Here is a 20,141-nt window from a genome sequence, read left to right on the forward strand (position 1 = left end):
AGTGTTGAAGCCATCCACTGCACGCCCTGGTTAGACACGCCTCACCGATAACTTACAGAATCATAGTGCTTCGATTTTGACGCTGCCACCCTCAATAGCATCAACCTGCAATCGATAACCGTAGAGTAATGCCATCCCAAGCAAAGGTTCCGTTTCTGATTCTGCAATGTAGATTTCGCGGTACTGTCCATCCCAAATCACTGTCGCAGTATATAAATCGAATAAGGTTTCACTGCCATCACCTAAGGTGACAATATCAGAGGCACTCCAAGGTAAGTCAAGGGTCGTGATGATTGCCGACGGCAAAGATAGAAATCCACTGAACCCTGTATCAATCACAGTATCGATCACTTGCCGCTGTCCATTCAAGTTGCGGACAACAAGGGGAAGCGTTGCTTCACGGCGTAAATTCACGACTCCGTAAATCATGGATGCTGCTTCAGACTTCGTGCCCCAAAGTGATCGACGGCGCGATGTCCGATTCGAATCACCCAAGGCTGAGCATCGGGGTACCGCTCAAAAAGCCGATTGGTTGCGGATACGAGATTTTCATCGACCTCAAAGGCTCCTGTTTCGATATCGATCGCCACGATTTTGCCCTCGTTTCCCGTCTCGACTCGCTGCCGAATACTAGAGTCATAGAGTGCTTGCCCACGTTGAGCTAACTCTTCTTTGCTATAACGTCGTTGGCGAACTGCCATAAAGTTGACCTTTTTGCGACTTACCTCATCCATTTTAGCCTGGGGAGTCGGTTATTGGCTTCGATAGCTCATGTTGCTTTTCGTGACGCTCCACCCAATCTAAAAGCTAGAATGACTTGATTTGAATTGTCTTATGTATGGGTTTCGTCCCTCAACTAAAATACTGCCAGTGGGATGTATTTTGTGTCCTTAATGATGGCGATTACACCCAAAATTTTAACCATAAAATCTAAAGTCTTAGCCGACAAATTGCATCATTTAAACTCAGGAACAAGACCAAAAATGAGCCAAATAGAAATCTAGAACCAATCAATGGAAGGGTTAGGCTTCGTCGAACCACCATTTTGGCGGACGATTGATCGGGGGTGAAAGAAGTTCGGCTTCAAACTTAGTGGCGATGAGTTTAAGAAGATTGATGATCCACAGCGCTTCAAAGTGAATGCGTCTGTATGGAGCTACAGTCAAGTTGACATAACTGATGCCGCTGCCTGAACAAGCCATCGGATAGGCATTAGCATAATCCGCTATTCGGTACTCGTGTACATACGCCGACCGAACGTAACGATAAAAAATATTGGCATAGCTTTGAACTCGAATATATTTCATCGTGAGCGATGGGCAAAGAGCTTGAATACTATCTTCTTCTAGATCTACATCAGCCGATGTAAGTACTCGACACGAATTGCCGAAATTAAAAGCAGATGGATTACTTGCCCTGAGTGATTCCGCTTCTGCGTACTTACCATCCTGCTCAAGGTGCTCAATGAGGATGGGGACACTTATGAGATTTATTCCTGGACTTGCCAAAGAGCATTTTTGCCAGACTTGAACGAAACGCCTTCGGTCAATTTGGTCGTCACCAGGCCAGAGCAACGAGGCGAGTCCGCTGATGACCGAAGACGCAATGAGGCATGCGTCAGCGTATGTGCCTTCATATTCGCCCTTCGCTAAAGCGTCAATAAGGCGTGCTTTGTGTTCGACCCAGAGAAGGATTCGGTTTGTCATATGAGATCTAACCATATGAGATCTAACTATTGATATATCCAAAGACAACGATGCAGGATAAGTCTGAAGATAACGCATCCTTCCGTTCCGCTGGATGCACTACTTAGACCGCCAACGGTTCGATCTTAGGCATACTTGTCCACTATTTACCGCTCTGAAACTGTTCAAAGGGTAGAAAAACACACAAGGACTCCTTGTTGACTTTTCCGCGATCCGGAACGGACGAAGTTTCGGTTTCAGCACCTGTGATGGCTGCGGTTGATTTTGCTAAGTCGTTTAGTCTCGCTTTAGATTTGACCAACTCCTGGTAGAAGTCGTCAGATTTCCAGATTTCAAGGGTTACTTGCTTTAATACCTCCTTTTGAGGAACCATAACATCACCGTTACCCACATTTTTGAACCGAAACTGATCAGTTTCAATATTGGAAACCACTTCAGTATATGGAAGATTATCACGAATTTTCTGCTAAGAACCGATGACTTTAAATGATTTGACTGTATGCAGTCTCAAAGTTTCGCTAGTTATGCAATCCTGCTGATTTGCTTGGCTAGCTTTGCCAGACTTAATCTGGTCTAAATGATTTTCAGCTAAAGATTGAGGGCTAGAACTGCAAGCTGTAGTAGAAAAGAGAAAAACAACAGAGAGAAGGTAGTATCTGCAATTCATGGCTAAAAACCTAAACGACTTCTTTGGGTTGACGCTCCCGCGTTGCAGCTATCAGTTGGAATCGTGCTAGACACTACATAGGTTGTCGTCTATTTCTTTCAATTTCCTACACGAACCAGCAAACTTATCCATACAATACCCCAGCTAAAGTGAAGTCTAACAATTGTTTATACTGATTCTTTCTGTCTAACTCCAGAATGCCCACGCTAAGCCAATACTTCTAGCATTTTCTCAAGAATTAGCCCGAATGATCCAGCATAACGCCCTTGTTAGGGTGGTTAGACAGAATAATTCAGCGTAACATTTTACGGTTAACTCATTAGAATCAGCCCTTCAGGCCACATTCGGCGTTTAGTCCGAATGAGTCTGCACAGTACCCCTATGGTGGTTAGACAGAATTTATCTGTACAACTGTCCTACAAGCAGCGTTAAGACTGCTCCAGAAACCGGAACCCCTTCTCCATCAATAATCAGATACTGAGCTGTCGTCCGTGATAAAATGTGTAGTAGGCAGCCGTAAATGTTGAGAAATCTAGATTTAGGGGCTGCTATTTTTCTTGTTGGCCTGATTTAGCCAATAATCCTCAACTTTTGGAGTCTTTTCGGTTATGACCTTTTCCCAGGAGCTGCCCCAAGAGCGAATTATCCCCACCGATTTGCGGGATGAAATGTCGCGCTCCTATCTGGAATATGCCATGAGCGTGATCGTGGGGCGAGCGCTCCCCGACGCGCGGGATGGTCTTAAACCCGTGCATCGCCGCATTCTCTACGCCATGCACGAATTAGGGCTAAGCCCAGACCGCCCCTTCCGTAAATGCGCCCGCGTTGTGGGGGATGTGATTGGTAAATATCACCCCCACGGCGATTCGGCAGTCTACGAAGCCTTGGTGCGGATGGCCCAAGATTTCTCCATGCGGCTGCCCCTCATTAACGGCCACGGCAACTTCGGCTCCGTAGACAACGATCCGCCTGCGGCCATGCGGTACACCGAGTGTCGGCTCCAGGCCCTGACCGCAGATGCGCTCTTGCAAGACATCGAGCAGGAAACCGTCGACTTTGCCGACAACTACGACGGTTCGCAGCAAGAACCCACCGTCATGCCCTCCCGGATCCCGCAGCTCTTGCTGAACGGGTCTTCTGGGATTGCCGTGGGGATGGCCACCAACATTCCGCCCCATAACCTAGGCGAGCTGGTGGATGGGTTGATCGCCCTCATCCACAACCCTGAAATCACCGACATCGAACTCACGCAGTACATCCACGGTCCCGATTTCCCGACAGGGGGGCGGATTTTAGGCACGAGCGGCATTCGGGAAGCCTTCACCACGGGGCGCGGGTCGATTACCATGCGCGGCGTCGCGTCCATCGAAACCCTAGAGCAGAAAGGGCGTCAGGATCGCGAAGCCATCATCATTACGGAGCTGCCCTACCAGACCAACAAGGCCGCACTGATCGAAAAGATCGCCGAAATGGTGAACGAGAAGCGGCTGGAGGGTATTTCTGATATTCGGGACGAGAGCGATCGCGACGGAATGCGCGTCGTCATCGAACTCAAGCGGGACGCCTATCCCCAAGTGGTTTTGAACAACCTGTACAAACAGACACCGCTTCAAAATAACTTTGGGGCCAACATGCTGGCCCTGGTCAACGGCGAACCCCAGTTGTTGAGCCTGAAGCGATTCTTGAGCGTCTTTTTAGAGTTCCGCGAAGAATGCCTCAGGCGACGGACGCAGTTTCAGCTTCGCAAAGCCCAGGAGCGCGACCATCTCTTGCAGGGGTTATTGATCGCCCTAGAGAACCTCGATCCGGTGATTCAATTGATTCGGGGCGCAGCCGATGCGGCGATCGCCAAACAAGAGCTCGTCGAGCGCTTTGGGCTATCCGAAGTGCAAGCCGACGCCATTTTGCAAATGCAGTTGCGCCGCCTTACCGCCCTAGAAGCCGAAAAAATTCAGCGCGAACACGAAGACCTGCAAATTCAAATTGCAGACCTCCTCGATATCTTGAATCGTCGCGAGCGGATGTTGGGCATCATCGAAGCCGAAGCGATTCAGCTCAAGGACAAATTCGCCTCCCCGCGCCGCACCCTCATTGAAAAGTCCGAAGGCGACCTAGGCGACATCGACCTGATCGCCAACGAACAGTCCGTCATTCTGGTCACAGAGCAGGGCTACATCAAGCGCATGCCCGTCAGCACCTTTGAAGCCCAAAGCCGCGCCACGCGGGGGCGTGCCGGAGCGCGCATTAAAGAAGACGATGCCGTGGAGCATTTTTTTGCCTGCAACGACCATGACAGCATCCTGTTCTTCAGCGATCGCGGCGTTGTCTTTGGCGTCAGAGCCTATCAGATCCCCTTAGGGTCAAGGGCATCCCGAGGCGTCCCGGTCGTTCAGTTACTGCCCATCAGTCGGGAAGAAAAAGTAACCTCCGTCATGCCCGTCAGCGAGTTTAGCGAAGACGAATATTTGGTCATGATGACCAACCTCGGGTTCATCAAAAAAACCTCCCTGGCGGCCTTCAGCAACATTCGCTCCAACGGACTCATCGCCATTTCCCTCGAGGAAGGCGATCAACTGCGGTGGGTGCGCCGCGCCCGCATCGAAGACAGCATCATCATCGGGTCGCGGCGCGGCATGGCCATTCACTTTAGAGCAGACAACCAACAGTTACGCCCCCTCGGACGCGCCACGCGCGGCGTCCGCGCCATGAGCCTGCGTTCTGGAGACGAACTGGTGGGCATGGACATTCTGCCCGGAGCGATCGCGGCCAACCTAGAAGAGCAGGGCGACGACGAAGCCGATCTGGATCTCGTCGCGGATGACTCTTCTGCAGAAGCCATCATCGAAGAACCCACCGCTCGTGGCCCGTGGGTCCTGGTCATCACCAACCACGGCTTTGGCAAACGGGTGCCCGTCTCTCAATTCCGCTTGCAAAACCGCGCGGGCAAGGGCCTCACCTCGACCAAGTTCAAATCTACTCAGCCGCCGGATCGGGTCACGGCATTGCGGATCGTCAATCCCGACGAAGAACTCATGCTCGTCACCACGCGGGGGATCATCATCCGTCAGGCCATCAACGCGATTTCCTCCCAGTCCCGCGCCGCAACGGGCGTGAGAGTGCAACGACTGGATGAAGACGATGCGATCGCCGCCGTCACAGTCGTACCTGCCTCTGAAGTCACAGAAGAGGCCGAAGTTGTCCTAGAGCAGCAAGAGGCAGCCGAAGACGATAGCACTACGCCAGAATCGATCTAAAATATCCCATAAATTTACGAAGGCTTAACAATAATAGATAAAGACAATGCTTTTCATCAAAAAAACAATGAGTATTGTCAAAAGGTAGCTTTTGATACAAAGCAAGGCTTTTCATCTTTGCTCTAATGCACTGGTTAACCAAGGTTTAAATCTTCAAAAACCTTTAGATGAAAAGGACCTGAGACCGTGTATCGACGACTGCTGGCTGTGGGGTTAACCGCTCCTGCTTTACTGATTTCTTTCCCAGGAATCGCTTTGGCGGCTGATGCGCCAGTCCAAGTGACTCAAAAGATGCTGGACGATCTTGCCGCCAGCATAGCGACTGCGACCTCTCAGGGCGACACTGCCTTCATGCTGATTTGTGCGGCATTGGTGCTGCTCATGACCCCAGGACTGGCTTTTTTCTATGGCGGCTTCGTCAGAGGTCGAAACGTTCTCAATACTTTGATGATGAGCTTTCTGCTCATGGGTTTGGTTGGCACAACTTGGGTGATTTGGGGCTATAGCCTAGCCTTTGCTCCAGGTACGCCCTTCATTGGGGGATTTCAGTGGCTGTTCCTCAATGGCGTCGGGATGGAGACGACGGGCTACCTGGAGGGCAGTCTACCGAAAGAAGTCGTTTCCTACGCGGGTACGATTCCCCACCAAACATTCATGATTTATCAGGCCATGTTCGCCGTCATTACCCCAGCGCTCATTTCTGGGGCGATCGTAGAGCGGATTAGCTTTAAAGCCTATTTTTGGTTTATTTTTCTGTGGTCTAGCCTTCTCTATCCCATCTTTGCCCATATGGTTTGGGCAAAAGGCGGATTTCTCGGACTGTATGGCGGTATGCATGCCCTCGACTTTGCGGGTGGGACAGTCGTCCACATCAGTTCTGGCGTTTCTGCACTCGTGGCAGCTTGGGTCATCGGACCGCGTAAAACATTCCCCAATCAGCTTAAGCCGCCCCATAACGTTCCATTTATTTTGCTCGGTGCCGGGCTATTGTGGTTTGGCTGGTTTGGCTTTAATGCTGGCAGTGCCTTAGCGTCTGGTTCTTTAGCGACGCTTGCCTTTGTAAATACGAACTCCTCTGCTGCTGTGGGAGCGTTGGTCTGGATCGTTTTGGAATGGGTTTTGCGCGGTAAGCCTACCGCCGTCGGGATTGCAACGGGCGCAGTAGCTGGCCTCGTGGGTATTACGCCTGCGGCTGGGTTTGTGACCGTCTTGGGCGCGCTCCTCATCGGCGCTATCACCGCAACGTGTTGCTTCTTTGCAGTAAGCCTCAAATCAAAACTTCAATTCGACGACTCTTTAGATACATTTCCAGTGCATGGTGTGGGCGGAACCGTCGGCGCGATCTTGACGGGTATTTTTGCCACAAAGCTGGTCAATTCTGCGGGTGGCAATGGCCTCCTCTTTGGCGATGAGGGAAAACTGTTTGTCGGCAACGATCCGGGTTTGCTAGGGACTCAGCTCCTTTCAATCGCGATTACCTACGTCCTTGCAGGAGCGGGTACCTTCATTATTTTGAAAGTTTTAGATGCGACCATCGGACTGCGGGTCAAACCCGAGCAAGAATTCCAGGGACTTGACATCAACGAACATGGAGAAGAAGGCTATAACGATCTAGCGGGTCAATAGCAATCAAACAAAACGCCATAGCTGAGATGCCAGCAGTCGATGCTGCTTTACGGATTCCGTAGGGCAGCTTTTCGAGCGCTTTTCCCCTACCGAACTGCACTCAACAAAACTAAAAATCTTTTTAGCAAAGAAAATAGCTTGCCGAGTAAGACCCTCAAATCCTTCTTTAATAAAGCATTTCACAATAGCGATCGGCCTCTCTCACGACCTAGAGGTTCAAAATGTAACTTTCTATACAAAATCCCGTTAGCGAAGCTGGTGCAATCGTAGGAGATTACAACGCTATCGAGGAAACGTTTGTGGTGAGAAGCAGGCCAAGAGGGAAGCAAAGAACTTCATTCGGACGATATCTATCACCAACGTGGCAAGCTTGCTTACCGATTGCCGCATTGGTCTTGCTGTTTTGGGGTGTGGCAGCTAACGCGCAGAGCAGCGGTCCGACCACTGCCGACCTAAAAGTTGGGTTAGATACCCTATGGGTCTTGATTTGTGCGTTTCTCGTATTTTTTATGAATGCCGGGTTCTGCATGCTGGAAACCGGACTCTGCCGTCAGAAGAATGCCGTCAATATCCTTGCCAAAAACCTGATCGTATTTGGGTTGGCAACCATTGCCTACTGGATTATTGGATTTGGCATCATGTTTTCTGAAGGAAACCCATTTTTTGGGACTGGTGGCTTGTTCTTGAGCGGTGCTGACAACAGCCCCGCCACTGGCGATGCCTATAAGGGCATCTTTACCTCTTTGAATTGGACAGGGGTACCGCTCCAAGCAAAGTTTTTATTCCAGCTCGTGTTTGCTGGAACTGCTGCAACCATCGTGTCTGGAGCTGTTGCAGAGCGGGTTAAATTCAGCACCTTCCTCGCTTTCAGCCTCATCCTGACGGGGATTCTTTATCCGATTACAGGCCATTGGATTTGGGGTGGCGGCTGGCTGGCAACAGCAGGATTCTGGGATTTTGCTGGGTCTACCGTCGTCCACTCGGTTGGCGGTTGGGCAGCGTTAATGGGTGCGGCAATTCTAGGTCCGCGATTAAGTCGCTATACCGAGCGGGGTAGCAATGCCATGCCCGGTCACAACATGTCCATCGCTACGTTGGGCTGCTTGATTCTCTGGCTCGGTTGGTTTGGGTTTAATCCTGGCTCCACAATGGCAGTAGATCCGGCAGCTATTTCTCACATCGCCGTCACGACCAATACTGCAGCTGCATTTGGCGGCGTAGCCGCCACCTTAACGGCCTGGTTTTACCTCGGCAAACCCGACCTCACCATGACCATCAACGGCCTTTTAGCGGGTCTCGTCGGCGTCACAGCATCCTGTGCTTGGGTGACCGTACCCGCTTCTGCCCTGATCGGCTTTATTGCAGGGGTTATTGTGGTCTATGCCGTCACGTTTATAGATCGGCTTAAAATTGACGACCCCGTCGGTGCAATTTCGGTTCACCTCATTTGCGGCGTTTGGGGAACCCTTTGCGTTGGTCTCTTTGCAGTAGGTGCCAGCGATAAAGCAGGCGCGCTATATGCGGCTGGTCCAGCAGCCGGACTCTTTTCCGGTGGCGGATTTACGCAACTGTGGCCTCAAATTCTCGGTATTTTTAGCGTTGGAGGCTTCACGGTAGTCGGTGCGACCATCGCGTTTATCGTACTCAAGACGGTAATGGGTTTCAGAGTTCACGAAGAGGAAGAAATGCGCGGTCTCGATATTAGCGAACACGGCATGGAAGCCTACAGCGGCTTTGTCAAAGAAGACTTCCGCTAAAGGTTAGGTTGGATAGATGTTTGTAGGGGCAGACTTGCCGCAAGGCTTTGGCGATCGCCCATATTGCTGGAGCCAAGTCTGCCTTTCTCCCCATCAGAACGACCTTAGGTCGATCGCTCGAAAACTGCACCCTCAAAATGGTGCAGTTTTTTTTGGGTATTAGAGACGCAGGCGGATGAGGACGTAGACAACCGATCGAGCAATGGGTTGGTATTGCTGAGGGGGCAAGGCCGTTTCTGCCAGCAGGCGTTGAATCCGCGATGAAATTTCTGAGACAATCTATACAGGGCTAGATGGCGATCGTCGTTTTTCCTCATTTCTTACTACGCGAGGACCGAGAATGATGTCATCCATTACGACTGACCTAGCTGAAGTTCTAAGCACGATCCAGCGTCCTGGCAATTTTTACGCCACAGGCACCACCGAGATTTTTACACCCCATCTTGAGGTAGAAGGGGTTGGCCCGATCGCCCTGCCCCTGTTGCCCGTTCAGGTCGAACAACTGCTCGCCGTTGCCGAGCAGGCACCCTACGGACGCGGTGAAGACACCCTAGTCGATCCCGACGTGCGACGAACTTGGCAGATCGACGCAGACAAAATTCGAATTGAAGGTCGGCACTGGCTTCAAACCCTAGAGTCCATCGTATCTCGTGCCGCCGAGGGACTGGGCGTGGCCGATACGGTAGACGCCGAACTCTACAAGCTCTTAATCTACGAAGAAGGGTGTTTCTTTGTAGACCATCGCGACACGGAAAAAGCACTTGGGATGTTTGCGACCTTGGTCATCGTATTGCCCTCCCTTTACACGGGCGGAGAACTGCTGGTGCGCCACCGAGATCGCGAAGCACGCCTCGACCTGCGTTGTTCGGATCCGTCAGAAGTGGCCTTTGCCGCATTCTATGCCGACTGCGTTCACGAAATCCTCCCCATCACCTCAGGCTGTCGGCTGACCCTCGTTTATAATCTGCTGCGATCGGGAAAGGGTAAATTGCCCGAGCCACCCAGCTACGAAGCAGAACAGACAAGGGTGGTGAATCTATTACAACAGTGGGCATCAGGCAAGAAATTACCCGATGACGACACGCCCGAAAAACTCATTTACCCCCTAGAACATGCCTATACCCCAGCAGCCCTCGCCTTCGATGCCTTAAAAGGGGCCGATGCCGCCGTGGCGGATGTACTGGTTAGTGCAGCGAAGGAGGCTGAGTGCGACCTTCATCTGGCATTAGTCTCCATTAGAGAAAGTGGCGAAGCCGAGAACAATGACTATTATGGTTCGCGTCGCCGCCGTCGCTGGAGCCGTTGGGACGAAGATGAAGACAATGGCGATTTTGAAGTCGGCGAAGTTTACGAGCGAAGCGCAACGCTCTCAGAATGGCGACGACCGGACGGCATCCTGACGGAGATGGGCAGCAGTCCGTTTGAGGAGAAAGAACTCTGTCCTCCGGATGCCTTTGATGACTTAGAACCAGACGAACTGCATTTTCAGGAGGCAACAGGCAACGAAGGCGCTTCCTTTGACCGGACGTATCAACGCGCTGGGCTGATTCTGTGGCCCAGTGCAAGGCGTTTAGCAGTTCTCAATCAAACAGGACTGCCGGTGACGCTGCCTTATTTGAGCGAACTGACCCAGGATTGGGTCGAAGACGGCGAAGATCCTGAATCTCCGTTGTGGCAGGAAGCCCACGAACTTGCAGGGCACATGTTGCGGACATGGCCCCACCAGGATAGCTGGCACAATCCATCACTGGGCCAAACCTCCCAAATGCTGACCCTCCTCGATCGATTATGGGATGTAGCCTCCATCGATCGTTTTCTATCCGATCTCTCCGCCACAGGCGTGTACGACAAAAGCGACAATGAGGCCCTGATTCAAGCGGTTTCTCTGCTATCGCCGGAGCGAAGCGCCGAATTAATTGAGCGCATCATCGCAGGTAATGTCGTGAAATCCTTGAGCGGTTGCTGCGATCTCCTCGCTCGCGCGATGGAGGTAGCACGGGAAAGCGATCGCGCAACTGATCTCATTCCCGCCGCCACCGTACTGGTCGAAGCGCTTCCAGGCGACCCCGATCGCGCTGCGATCGCCCCCTGGTACCGACGCACTCTGGTGGAGCCTGACTGCATCGTCAATCTCTTGAGCGCCCTCGCACCCCTCGATACCCTCCTCGCCGACCGAGCCGTCACCCACATGCTGGCATGGCCTCTGACCTACGATTTGGACACTGTCCTCGTTCCTGCTGCTCTAATACTGAACGCACAAACAGACATCCAAGGAAACACGGCGTTTCAGCGTTTGCGCGCTGCATGTTTAGACCATTTGCGCGCGCGCATCGCCGAACCCTTAGATCCGCCCCAGGATTGGACGCGAGATGGAACATTGCGCTGTAAATGCAACTTTTGCGGCGAACTGAGTCTTTTCCTGGTTGCGCCAGATCGCCAGAGTTGGACGTTCAAAGCCGTTGAAGCTTCACGCAATCACGTCGAGAACTCGATTGGGCAAAGCAGTTGCGATCTAGACCTTAAAACCGACAAAAGCGGTAGACCCTATAGTTTGATCTGTACAAAGAATCAGGCCAGTTACGAAAGACGGGCGCAACAACGCAAACAGGATCTCAAGCATTTAGCTCAGATGGAGGAGCCACTCGGCAAAACAGGCCGACAGAAATAAAGGCTGAACCTTTTAGGAGCGAAGGCGAACGAGCACGTAAACACCTGAGCGATCTAGCGTTTGATACTGGTGAGGGGTTAACGCTGTATCCGCCAGTAATTGAGGGGTAGTGATGACCAGGGGGTCTTTACGAACGGCCTTTTGCAGGTAAGCGCCCAGCTTGCGGGGCTGCTCTAGGTATTCGACATGCCGTTGGGTGTAGTACACCAAGCTCGGTTTGCGAAAGCCAATCATAATGATTTCTTGCTGAGGTTGATGGGCCGCTACGGCTGCTTTAGCCATCTCGCGCAGCGGGAGCTGACGCGCTCGATCCACAATGGCAACGGCGGGATGGAGCACCACATTGATAAAAAGAAGAAAGGCGATCGCATTCACCAACCACAGTCCGTTACTGCGCCACAGAACGCACAGTGCCGCCGCCACAGTCGCCACAGCCCACAACGCGCCACCATAAAGGGGGATGTTAGCTTCGGCAATCTTCGCGCCCAGGGTGGGCATCCACGGGTCCTGGGTCAGCCACGGCGCACAGGAAAATAAGGCCCAAGATAACCCTGCCATCAGCACCACATTAAACCAGCGACTCAAATCCCATCGATGGGGAGGGTATACAGGAGAGTCCAGAATGGCATCCGTCCAAGACAGACTGACTAAAATAGCGGCAGCAGGCATCAGGGGCAGCGTATAGCTGAAATATTTAGTACTAGAGAGGGTAAAAAATCCCAACACGACCGCAAACCAAAGGGTTGCGTATAGGCCCAATTGCTCGGAACGCGATCGCCCTTGCCAAGCCTTCCGTCGCCATGGCTGGGTTTGGAACAGCGCTGCGGGCAAGTACGCCGACCAAGGTAAAAAGCCCGCCAAAATCACAACAAAGTGAAAATACCAAGGGCCGGAGTGTTGATTGACCACACTGGAAAAGCGCTCTAGGTTGTGATAGCCAAAGAAAGATTGAATAAATGTATTTGGGTTTGCCAGCGTCACTAAAATGTACCAAGGCAATGCCAACACTGCGATCGCCAGAACCCCATATCCCAGCTTCATCTCTCGGATAACAGCCCTTAGATTGCCCAGGTAAAGTAAAAAGCCGCCAATAATTGCAGCGGGCAGAATAATCGCAATGGGGCCTTTGGTCAGAACCGCCAATGCCGTTAAAACATAAAACGCGCCGTACCATCGGCCCTGAATGTTAGGGTTTTCGACTTGGGCGTATCCCAAGAAAAAAGCCAGCAACGAGCCACCCATGCAGGCCATCAGCAGCATGTCTGCGTATCCCGTGCGTCCCCAAAAGTACGTATTGAGGTTGAGCATCAGCATGGTTGCACCCAGCCATGCGGCCCACATGGTGCGCTGAGGTTGAACTGGAGTTGAGTCAGGATCGGGATTCAAGCGAGGGCTATGCTGTCGCAAAACATAAAAGCAAAGCAAAATAGCGCCCAAGGCCGCCAACGCCGAAGGGACTCGCGCTGCCCACTCACTCACGCCAAAAACCTTAAAGCACAGCACCATGAGCCAATAAATTAGGGGTGGTTTGTCAAAGCGGGTCACACCATCAAAGTAAGGCGTGACCCAATCCCCAGTCAGCAACATTTGCCGCGAGGCTTCCACAAACAGCGGTTCGGTTTCGTCAATCAGACCGATATCCCCCAATCCCCAGAACAGCGTGACAATGGCGATCGCCAAAATCCATCCTAAAGAGGCCGCGAATGAGATCGGGGGCTGAAGGAATAGTTTTAGGCGAAGCCAATGAGACATGGTTGACTCTACTCAAATCGATAGATTGCTCGTTTGTCATTCTGCCTTATCTGGGTCGTCTGAAGCAGCGCGAGTTTCTTTGAAACTTTTTGAACTGAAATAGGTCAATAACTTTAACGGTTGAAGCATTTAGATTTGCCTGAGAATCAATCTCCGCGCAGGGTTGTGCGGGCGTGCGGGTTTGGGGGCGAATGAAAAATGCCGATTCGTCTTCTTTCCTCACCTTTAATAAAACTACGGCCATGAAAAGTACAAGGATGCTTGGGTCTATCGCCGCGCTGGGGATAATTTCCTGCAGCGCAGTTTCAGCAATCACAACCGCAACTGCCGCCCTCGCAGACGACTGGCAATCGTCCGATAAACGGCCAGCCTGGAGCCAACGCTGCGATCGCGACTGGGACAATGAATACTGCAACCCCAAAACGAACACCAACCGTCTCGAAGACTGGTCGGGACAAGAACGCTGGCAAACCGTTCAAGACAGATGGGACGATCGCAACGAAGATCGATGGTGGAATCCCAATCTCAATCGATGGGAATACCGCAACGAAGATCGGAGTTCCGATCGGAACAGGTTTTTTAGAAATCGGCTGTTGGAAGGCACTTACATCCCCGCCTATCCAGAACGCCGTCGTCGCATCGTGCTGAGGCGTTCGGAACGGTATCCTCTCACCGTCGTGGTCAGCGAAGACGTAAGGGGGACGCTTCGTCGAGGTCGGACGGTCTTGCCGCGCAACAGTCGGATCGATGGAGAACTCGTCCCTGTTAGGGGGGGCTACCGATTTGAGTCCGATCGGGTGCGCTTTCCCAACGGTCGGAGCGAAAGAATTTGGGCCGTTTCTCAAGTCATCGGCCTCAACAATACCTACGATCGCTACGATCGCAGTGAAGCCAACCTTTCCAGCGGAGCGGCAGGAATTTTAGGCGCAATTTTAGGCCGTCCGAATTCTTCCAGTTCGGTCATTCTCGGCGATGTCTTCGACCGCTATCCGAATTCGCGACGCGATTTAGTCGTGCTCTATCCCGATCGGTCTTTAGATTTGAGATTGACTCGCGATTTTGCGACGGATTGGCGCAATTTCTAGCGGCTTTTACGGGAGATTTGACAATATATTGCAATTATTTCGGACGAAAACATTTCAGTCAGACCTCAAGCCCAGCATGGGTTTGAGGTCTGACCTCCTTCGAATATTACGTAAATAAAGGGGTTCAGCCTATTGACTCCTGAAATGCTTGGTATACAATCCTCATAAAGGTTTTGAGGAGTTTTTTTATGAATAAAGGCGAACTCGTAGACGCGATCGCAGCTAAAGCGGACGTCACCAAAAAAGAAGCTGATGCCATCGTCAGTGCAGCTTTAGAGGTCATTACCGAAGCGGTCAGCGAAGGCAACAAAGTTACGCTGGTCGGATTTGGAAGCTTTGAGAAGCGCCATCGCAAAGCGCGGGAAGGACGCAATCCGAAGACGGGGGAAACGATGACGATTGCGGCAACCAGCGTTCCTGCCTTTAGTGCCGGGAAGTTATTTAAGGAAAAAGTGTCTGCTGACAAAAAGCCCGCAGCAAAGGCTAAAGGCAAGAAATAGCCCTCAAGAGTGCGAGAGCTGGCGCGATTTCTGGCAACAACCGTATCGCATCGTAGAGGTGCACGGCCTTGCGTCCCTAGAAACTGCTGGTGGGTTCTATTTCAGCAATTCCTTTATGCCCCCACCTAAGACAGGCTTCAAACGGATAAGCCTGTACGAGGTTTATAGCTTTCGATCGTGCGGAGCTTCTCGTACAGGTCTTTTTCTTGGGAACTGAGATTGCGGGGAACGTCGATGCGAATCTGCACCAGCTGATCCCCCCGGCGACCGTCGGCAGCGGGATATCCTTTTCCACCGAGCCGTAACCGCTGACCGGAGCGGACGCCAGCTGGAAGCGTCATTTTTACCCATCCATCTAAGGTCGGCGCTTCAATGGGTCCTCCTAAAACGGCCTCGCAGGGGGTGACGGGCAGTTCGCAAATAATATCGCTCCCCTCTAGCTTGAAAAAGTCGTGGGGAAGAACTTCTATTTTGAGGTAGAGGTCGCCCCCAGCAGTGCCTTGTCCCTTCAGTCGAATCCGCTGGCCGCTCACCATCCCCGTCGGCATATTGACTTCTAGCGATCGCCCATCTTCCAGGCGAATTCGTTCTCGACCGCCCACGTACGCTTTTTCAAGAGAGATCGTCAGCCGCGCTTCAGCATCCCGACGCCCGCGCGAGTCCGCAGTTGCTTTTGGCGGCGTTCCGTAGCGCGGCGGCTCCGATCCAGCGCGGGGGGGCGGGCGGCGTTCGGTACGATCGCTGCCACTAGCCCTTTGACGGCGACCCATGAGCTGATCGACAAACTCTTGGAAATCCGCGTACTTGCTAAAGTCAACCTCTTCCGTCGGGGTGACACTGGAGCGATCGCCCCAGCTCTGGGGTCGAGCCGAAGCTGTTTCGTCTTTAAAGCCCTGTTGATTCCAATACTGACCCAGGCGATCGTACTGGGCGCGATGCGTCGCGTCCGATAAAACGTCGTAGGCTTCGCTAATTGCCTTAAACCGTTCCTCTGCCTCCTTATTGCCAGGGTTGAGGTCTGGATGATACTGACGCGCTAACCGACGGTATGCTTTTTTGATATCGTCGTTCGTCGCATTGCTAGGGACATCTAAGGTTTCGTAATAGTTGCGGAAATTGCGCATGGAACGTGCACTTGAGTCAAAAGAATCACCCTACCATAGCTTACCTGTCGCTATCGCTATCGTGTAGATCGTTGCTCTCACTCCCCCACCCCGGAGTCCAGTGAAGGTACCGGGGGGAATAGCTGTAGGTTAGGGGTCGTGAGTCGTTTTTGGCGGAGAAATTCGGCGAAGTTAAGGACTTTATTGATTTGGCTTTCTGGGAGAGCTTGGATAAGATGGTAGAGCCTTTCGGCGGCTGTCATGACTTTTAGAGGGTGAATTTCAATTCTTTTGCTGAAGCCAGTTAGTTAGATCGATGACACTTGTAAAACCCCTCCAGTCTAAAGCGAGCCGATCCAACTGCTCGATTGGTAGTTTTTTGATTTCCTCGGCAGTTTCCGCAGAAATTGTCCCCACTTGCTGTGCTAATAGGAGGCTGATCAGCTCGACTTTGCCTTCAAGCTTGCCTCTGGCTTCACCCATCCTTTCGATCGCAGAAATATGTACGGCATGTTTTTTCCTCGTTCGTAGGTTTCCAAATCCTCGTAGTGCTCCCGCACCAGCAGGATGTTTTCGGCGCGGCGGGTGAGGTTGGTTTTATGATTCTAGGCGATCTTTCCAATAGTCTGGATCGCGACGACAATTCACGATCGCCGCCACTACTATCCGATCTAAATAGATTCGATACAAGATGGCATAGGAAAACTTGGGTGTTAAATAACGACGGATCTGCCCTTCAACGATCGGCCAGCGTTCTGGTGCGCCAACGACGCGAAATATGGAATTTTCTATGGTGTCGATGAAATCTTGATGTCTGTCTTGCTGGGCAAAGAATTGCACAGCCTCCGCATATTCTTGCAGGGCTGCTGGGTGAAATTCGTATTTCATTTCTGGGCGAGTTGCCGTATTTGTGCCAAGGCAATATCTCCAGGAATGGTTTGGACTGCGCCGCTATCAATTGCGGCAATGCGTTCTTGAGCTTTTTTCACTCCTTCTCGCAAAAGATCTCGATCGATTTGTCCTGCCATGCTTTCCGCAATTTTGTCGATAAGGATGGTCTTGGCCGTATCTGGTAATGCAGTTGCTTCTGAAATGAGTTGGTCTAGGGTTAGCATTGGATCGTTCTACTCCAAAGGATTAGCCTGATTTTAGCATTCACACTTAACGGGTCATTTTGGTATACAGCTCGAAAAGTTTTTCGAGGCGCTCTGTGTCGTTTTTGAAGCGGCGACCGATGTAGATGCGTTCGAGGATTTCGTCGTTGCGATCGTGGGCTTCCCGCACCAGAGGGAATTCGGTGTCCATGCGATCGCGATCGTACATGTCGGCGATCGTGGACGGGAAATAGTTCTCCCGCGCTAGAAGGATGTCTTCGGCGCAGCAGGTGAGGTCGGCTTTGTTTCGATCGGTGAGGGTGGGGACGGGAAAGGTGTTCCAGCCGAGGGTGTTGGAGTAACGAAAGTCGATTTTCAGCTTGCCGCAGACAGTAGCGATCCAAACCAAGTGAAGGCGCGAGAGAGCACCATGTTCCAGAGCGATCGCAGTACAGACATCCTCAATCTTGAGCGAGCCTCTCAAAACATTGCCCAACTCAAGACTAACGCGACAAAACTACCAGTTGTCGTCATCCCAGTCTTCCCAATTGTTGCGGCTGCGACTGCCACCGCCGTTCTCGCCGTAGCGGTTGGCAGTCGTGGCGCGACGGGTAGAAGCCGATCCTGAAGTCGTCCCGCGAATGGCATCTACCCCCTTCGCAACAACGCCTTTGATGGAATCCATCGAGGGCAAGTTGAATAAATCTTCCTCATCATCGTAGTTTTCTCCTGCTTGGCTCATTTCTTGCATGAGTTCGTACAGGGCATCTTGCAAATTGGCATAGGTGAGATCGATCTGGCGATCGTCATCTTGGGCGAGGCTGTCTTGCAGGTCGCGGCTGAGGGCTTCGAGCTGTCGTCTCAGACCGCTGGCAAACTGAGGGCCAAAGTCTAGATTGACTTCCCGCAGGCGGCGATCGCACTGGGCAATGAGATCCTGAGAGCGGTTGCGCTTTTCAATCCGTTCGCGACGGCGGCGATCCGCATCTGAAAACTGCTCCGCATCTTTCATCATGCGGCTGACCTCTGCTTCCGAGAGGTTGGTGGCTCCCTGAACCGTAATGCTTTGTTCGCGGCCCGTGTATTTGTCTAAGGCCGTCACCTGCAAAATCCCGTTGGCATCGATGTCAAAGGAAACCTGTACCTGCGGGATGCCGCGCGGTGCCGGGGGAATGCCGCGCAACTGAAAGCGGCCTAAGGACTTGTTGTTGTCCGCAAGCTGTCGTTCTCCTTGGAGAATATGCACCTCTACCTGACTTTGGTTATTTTCTGCAGTCGAAAATATATCCGAGCGCCGGACGGGAATGGTGGTATTGCGAGGAATCAGGGGCTTCATGACCCCGCCGATGGTCTCTAGCCCCAAAGACAGCGGGGTGACATCCAGCAGCATGATGTCTTTTAAGTCCCCGGCTAAGATCCCTGCTTGCACCGCTGCACCCACGGCTACCACTTCATCGGGATTCACGTTTTGGTTAGGTTCTTTTTTAATAAAGTCGCGCACCAGCCGCTGCACGAAGGGGATGCGGGTAGAACCGCCCACCAAGACCACTTCATCGATTTCGGTCGGTCGCAGGTTGGCATCTTCAAGGGCTAAGGCGACGGGGTCTTTCAAGCGTTGCACCAAGTCGACAGACAGTGCCTCGAATTGCCCCCGCGTGAGGGTCACGTCGAGGTGCTTCGGCCCGTCTTCCGTAGCGGTAATAAAGGGCAGGCTGATGTTGGTTTCTGGAAGTCCAGACAGCTCGATCTTGGCCTTCTCCGCCGCTTCGGTGAGCCGCTGCAGCGATTGGCGATCGCGCCGTAAATCGATCCCCTCTGTCTCTAAAAATTGTTCTGCCAACCAGTCTACAATCAGGCGATCGAAGTCGTTGCCACCCAGTTGGGTATCGCCGCTGGTGGCGAGAACCTCAAAGACCCCATTCCCCACATCCAGAATAGAAACGTCAAACGTACCGCCGCCCAAGTCAAAGACCATCACAGTCTGCACTTCCTCGCGATCTAAGCCATAGGCTAGCGCAGCCGCTGTCGGCTCGTTGAGGATGCGTTTGATATCGATGCCTGCAATCCGTCCCGCATCGCGGGTCGCTTGGCGCTGGGCGTCGTTAAAGTAGGCTGGAACTGTCACGACGGCACTCGTAACGGGTTCGCCCAGATAACGACTGGCATCTTCCGCCAGCTTTTTCAAAATCATGGCCGAAATTTCTTCTGGCGCAAATTCTTTGTCCAAACGCGGACATTTGATTTTCACTTCTCCATCTTCATCGCGGCGGATGGTATAGGGCACTCGCTTGGAGTCGGCATTCAGTTCTGAATATTTGCGTCCCATAAACCGCTTAAACGCGTAAAACGTATTTTGGGGATTCAAAACCGTCTGTCGCCTGGCCAACTGTCCGATCAAGCGCTCGCCATCCTTGCCAAACCCAACTACTGAGGGCGTTGTGCGGCTTCCTTCCGCATTGGCAATCACAACGGGCTTTCCCCCTTCCATGACCGCAATGACTGAATTGGTGGTGCCTAAATCAATACCGACAACTTTTCCCATCCGAGCGGAATCTCCTCATGCAGGTCGTAACAACGACAATTCTCATCAATGTGGCTTCTTCGCACCTATTGTATCTCGACCGAGCGGATCTCTCGGGCTTCGCCACGCCTCGCTGCCGCGACGGAGCACTTAAAGCGACTGAAGTCGGTTCGAGGCCAGCGCAAACCACTGCTGCGGGCGCTACCTGCCTGAGGTAAAGCCCGTCGCTAAGATGCTGGGTGCCTGCAGCCCGCTGAAGCTGCCTTCAAGTCGGGCCAAGTCGGACTTGCGCGAAATTTCAGTGCGAATGATTTCATCGACCGCGAAGCTACAGTCTTTAGTCTAGTCACTCTAGCCTAACGTTTTGGTTGCAACGGCTTCTTAAATTCATCTCAATTGGATGCCGTT

18 protein-coding genes and 1 pseudogene are annotated in these 20,141 nt (G+C 52.2%); 6 read left to right on the forward strand and 13 right to left on the reverse strand.

Annotated features, from left to right (window positions below):
- Positions 1-60: 60 nt before the first annotated feature.
- From R6H26_RS24800 to R6H26_RS24815, 4 genes are all read right to left on the reverse strand, one after another.
- On the reverse strand, positions 61-414 hold the full coding sequence (locus tag R6H26_RS24800; RefSeq protein ID WP_404786366.1) for a clan AA aspartic protease: 354 nt from the start codon (positions 412-414) through the stop codon (positions 61-63).
- Between the two features lie 11 nt (positions 415-425).
- Positions 426-701, reverse strand: a complete 276-nt coding sequence (locus R6H26_RS24805) for a hypothetical protein (protein WP_404786367.1) — start codon at positions 699-701, stop codon at positions 426-428.
- A 321-nt stretch (positions 702-1,022) separates the two neighbouring features.
- Positions 1,023-1,706, reverse strand: a complete 684-nt coding sequence (locus R6H26_RS24810) for a hypothetical protein (protein ID WP_404786369.1) — start codon at positions 1,704-1,706, stop codon at positions 1,023-1,025.
- 142 nt (positions 1,707-1,848) lie between these two features.
- Positions 1,849-2,139 carry a hypothetical protein gene (locus R6H26_RS24815; protein ID WP_404786371.1) on the reverse strand — a complete coding sequence of 97 codons (291 nt, stop codon included), beginning with the start codon at positions 2,137-2,139 and terminating at the stop codon, positions 1,849-1,851.
- A gap of 842 nt (positions 2,140-2,981) precedes the next feature.
- Here R6H26_RS24815 and gyrA point away from each other — a divergent pair.
- The 3 genes from gyrA (at position 2,982) to R6H26_RS24830 (ending at position 9,010) form a co-directional block, all read left to right on the forward strand.
- Complete coding sequence (gene gyrA, locus R6H26_RS24820; RefSeq protein WP_404786373.1) at positions 2,982-5,627, forward strand: DNA gyrase subunit A; 2,646 nt, start codon at positions 2,982-2,984, stop codon at positions 5,625-5,627.
- Positions 5,628-5,813: 186 nt separating this feature from the next.
- Entirely contained in the window at positions 5,814-7,253 is a 1,440-nt protein-coding gene (locus R6H26_RS24825; protein WP_404786375.1) for an ammonium transporter, read from the forward strand.
- A 284-nt stretch (positions 7,254-7,537) separates the two neighbouring features.
- Positions 7,538-9,010: an ammonium transporter gene (locus tag R6H26_RS24830; protein WP_404791444.1), complete on the forward strand. Its 1,473-nt coding sequence runs from the start codon at positions 7,538-7,540 to the stop codon at positions 9,008-9,010.
- Positions 9,011-9,114: 104 nt separating this feature from the next.
- On the opposite strand, the gene R6H26_RS24835 is transcribed toward R6H26_RS24830, so the two are convergent.
- Positions 9,115-9,327: a hypothetical protein gene (locus R6H26_RS24835; protein WP_404786377.1), complete on the reverse strand. Its 213-nt coding sequence runs from the start codon at positions 9,325-9,327 to the stop codon at positions 9,115-9,117.
- A gap of 23 nt (positions 9,328-9,350) precedes the next feature.
- Between R6H26_RS24835 and R6H26_RS24840 the strand changes: the two genes are divergently transcribed.
- Entirely contained in the window at positions 9,351-11,678 is a 2,328-nt protein-coding gene (locus R6H26_RS24840) for a 2OG-Fe(II) oxygenase (RefSeq protein ID WP_404786379.1), read from the forward strand.
- A 12-nt stretch (positions 11,679-11,690) separates the two neighbouring features.
- On the opposite strand, the gene R6H26_RS24845 is transcribed toward R6H26_RS24840, so the two are convergent.
- Positions 11,691-13,430, reverse strand: coding sequence for an ArnT family glycosyltransferase (locus R6H26_RS24845; protein ID WP_404786381.1), 1,740 nt, complete (start codon positions 13,428-13,430; stop codon positions 11,691-11,693).
- A gap of 242 nt (positions 13,431-13,672) precedes the next feature.
- Between R6H26_RS24845 and R6H26_RS24850 the strand changes: the two genes are divergently transcribed.
- Positions 13,673-14,515 (forward strand): hypothetical protein, encoded by an 843-nt coding sequence (locus R6H26_RS24850; RefSeq protein ID WP_404786383.1) that lies wholly within the window; start codon positions 13,673-13,675, stop codon positions 14,513-14,515.
- Between the two features lie 188 nt (positions 14,516-14,703).
- Positions 14,704-15,015, forward strand: coding sequence for an HU family DNA-binding protein (locus R6H26_RS24855; RefSeq protein ID WP_404786385.1), 312 nt, complete (start codon positions 14,704-14,706; stop codon positions 15,013-15,015).
- A 137-nt stretch (positions 15,016-15,152) separates the two neighbouring features.
- Here R6H26_RS24855 and R6H26_RS24860 read toward each other — a convergent pair whose 3' ends face one another.
- The 7 genes and pseudogenes from R6H26_RS24860 to dnaK all read right to left on the reverse strand — a co-directional run bounded on the left by R6H26_RS24860 (position 15,153) and on the right by dnaK (position 19,754).
- Complete coding sequence (locus tag R6H26_RS24860) at positions 15,153-16,139, reverse strand: DnaJ C-terminal domain-containing protein (RefSeq protein ID WP_404786387.1); 987 nt, start codon at positions 16,137-16,139, stop codon at positions 15,153-15,155.
- Between the two features lie 77 nt (positions 16,140-16,216).
- Complete coding sequence (locus R6H26_RS24865; RefSeq protein ID WP_404786389.1) at positions 16,217-16,381, reverse strand: DUF2281 domain-containing protein; 165 nt, start codon at positions 16,379-16,381, stop codon at positions 16,217-16,219.
- Positions 16,382-16,400: 19 nt separating this feature from the next.
- Positions 16,401-16,601 carry a DUF4351 domain-containing protein gene (locus tag R6H26_RS24870; RefSeq protein ID WP_404786391.1) on the reverse strand — a complete coding sequence of 67 codons (201 nt, stop codon included), beginning with the start codon at positions 16,599-16,601 and terminating at the stop codon, positions 16,401-16,403.
- A 114-nt stretch (positions 16,602-16,715) separates the two neighbouring features.
- Positions 16,716-17,006, reverse strand: a complete 291-nt coding sequence (locus tag R6H26_RS24875) for a type II toxin-antitoxin system RelE/ParE family toxin (RefSeq protein ID WP_404786392.1) — start codon at positions 17,004-17,006, stop codon at positions 16,716-16,718.
- Positions 17,003-17,233 (reverse strand): addiction module protein, encoded by a 231-nt coding sequence (locus R6H26_RS24880; RefSeq protein WP_404786394.1) that lies wholly within the window; start codon positions 17,231-17,233, stop codon positions 17,003-17,005. The genes R6H26_RS24875 and R6H26_RS24880 overlap by 4 nt, the downstream gene beginning before the upstream one ends.
- A 46-nt stretch (positions 17,234-17,279) precedes the next feature.
- Positions 17,280-17,633, reverse strand: a pseudogene (locus tag R6H26_RS24885) (type IIL restriction-modification enzyme MmeI); the annotation flags it as partial.
- A gap of 96 nt (positions 17,634-17,729) precedes the next feature.
- Positions 17,730-19,754, reverse strand: coding sequence for a molecular chaperone DnaK (gene dnaK, locus R6H26_RS24890; protein WP_404786395.1), 2,025 nt, complete (start codon positions 19,752-19,754; stop codon positions 17,730-17,732).
- Positions 19,755-20,141 lie beyond the last annotated feature (387 nt).

The sequence above is a fragment of the Altericista sp. CCNU0014 genome, assembly GCF_044923475.1.
In the GTDB taxonomy this organism is placed as follows: domain Bacteria; phylum Cyanobacteriota; class Cyanobacteriia; order Thermosynechococcales; family Thermosynechococcaceae; genus JAAURS01.

Coding starts and splice junctions, on each gene's coding strand:
- R6H26_RS24805 (WP_404786367.1), bottom strand. CDS start 701: ATGGCAGTTCGCCAACGACGTTATAGCAAAGAAGAGTTAGCTCAACGT.
- R6H26_RS24810 (WP_404786369.1), bottom strand. CDS start 1,706: ATGACAAACCGAATCCTTCTCTGGGTCGAACACAAAGCACGCCTTATT.
- gyrA (WP_404786373.1), top strand. CDS start 2,982: ATGACCTTTTCCCAGGAGCTGCCCCAAGAGCGAATTATCCCCACCGAT.
- R6H26_RS24835 (WP_404786377.1), bottom strand. CDS start 9,327: ATGAGGAAAAACGACGATCGCCATCTAGCCCTGTATAGATTGTCTCAG.
- R6H26_RS24840 (WP_404786379.1), top strand. CDS start 9,351: ATGATGTCATCCATTACGACTGACCTAGCTGAAGTTCTAAGCACGATC.
- R6H26_RS24845 (WP_404786381.1), bottom strand. CDS start 13,430: ATGTCTCATTGGCTTCGCCTAAAACTATTCCTTCAGCCCCCGATCTCA.
- R6H26_RS24850 (WP_404786383.1), top strand. CDS start 13,673: ATGAAAAGTACAAGGATGCTTGGGTCTATCGCCGCGCTGGGGATAATT.
- R6H26_RS24855 (WP_404786385.1), top strand. CDS start 14,704: ATGAATAAAGGCGAACTCGTAGACGCGATCGCAGCTAAAGCGGACGTC.
- R6H26_RS24860 (WP_404786387.1), bottom strand. CDS start 16,139: ATGCGCAATTTCCGCAACTATTACGAAACCTTAGATGTCCCTAGCAAT.
- R6H26_RS24865 (WP_404786389.1), bottom strand. CDS start 16,381: ATGACAGCCGCCGAAAGGCTCTACCATCTTATCCAAGCTCTCCCAGAA.
- R6H26_RS24870 (WP_404786391.1), bottom strand. CDS start 16,601: ATGGGTGAAGCCAGAGGCAAGCTTGAAGGCAAAGTCGAGCTGATCAGC.
- R6H26_RS24875 (WP_404786392.1), bottom strand. CDS start 17,006: ATGAAATACGAATTTCACCCAGCAGCCCTGCAAGAATATGCGGAGGCT.
- R6H26_RS24880 (WP_404786394.1), bottom strand. CDS start 17,233: ATGCTAACCCTAGACCAACTCATTTCAGAAGCAACTGCATTACCAGAT.
- dnaK (WP_404786395.1), bottom strand. CDS start 19,754: ATGGGAAAAGTTGTCGGTATTGATTTAGGCACCACCAATTCAGTCATT.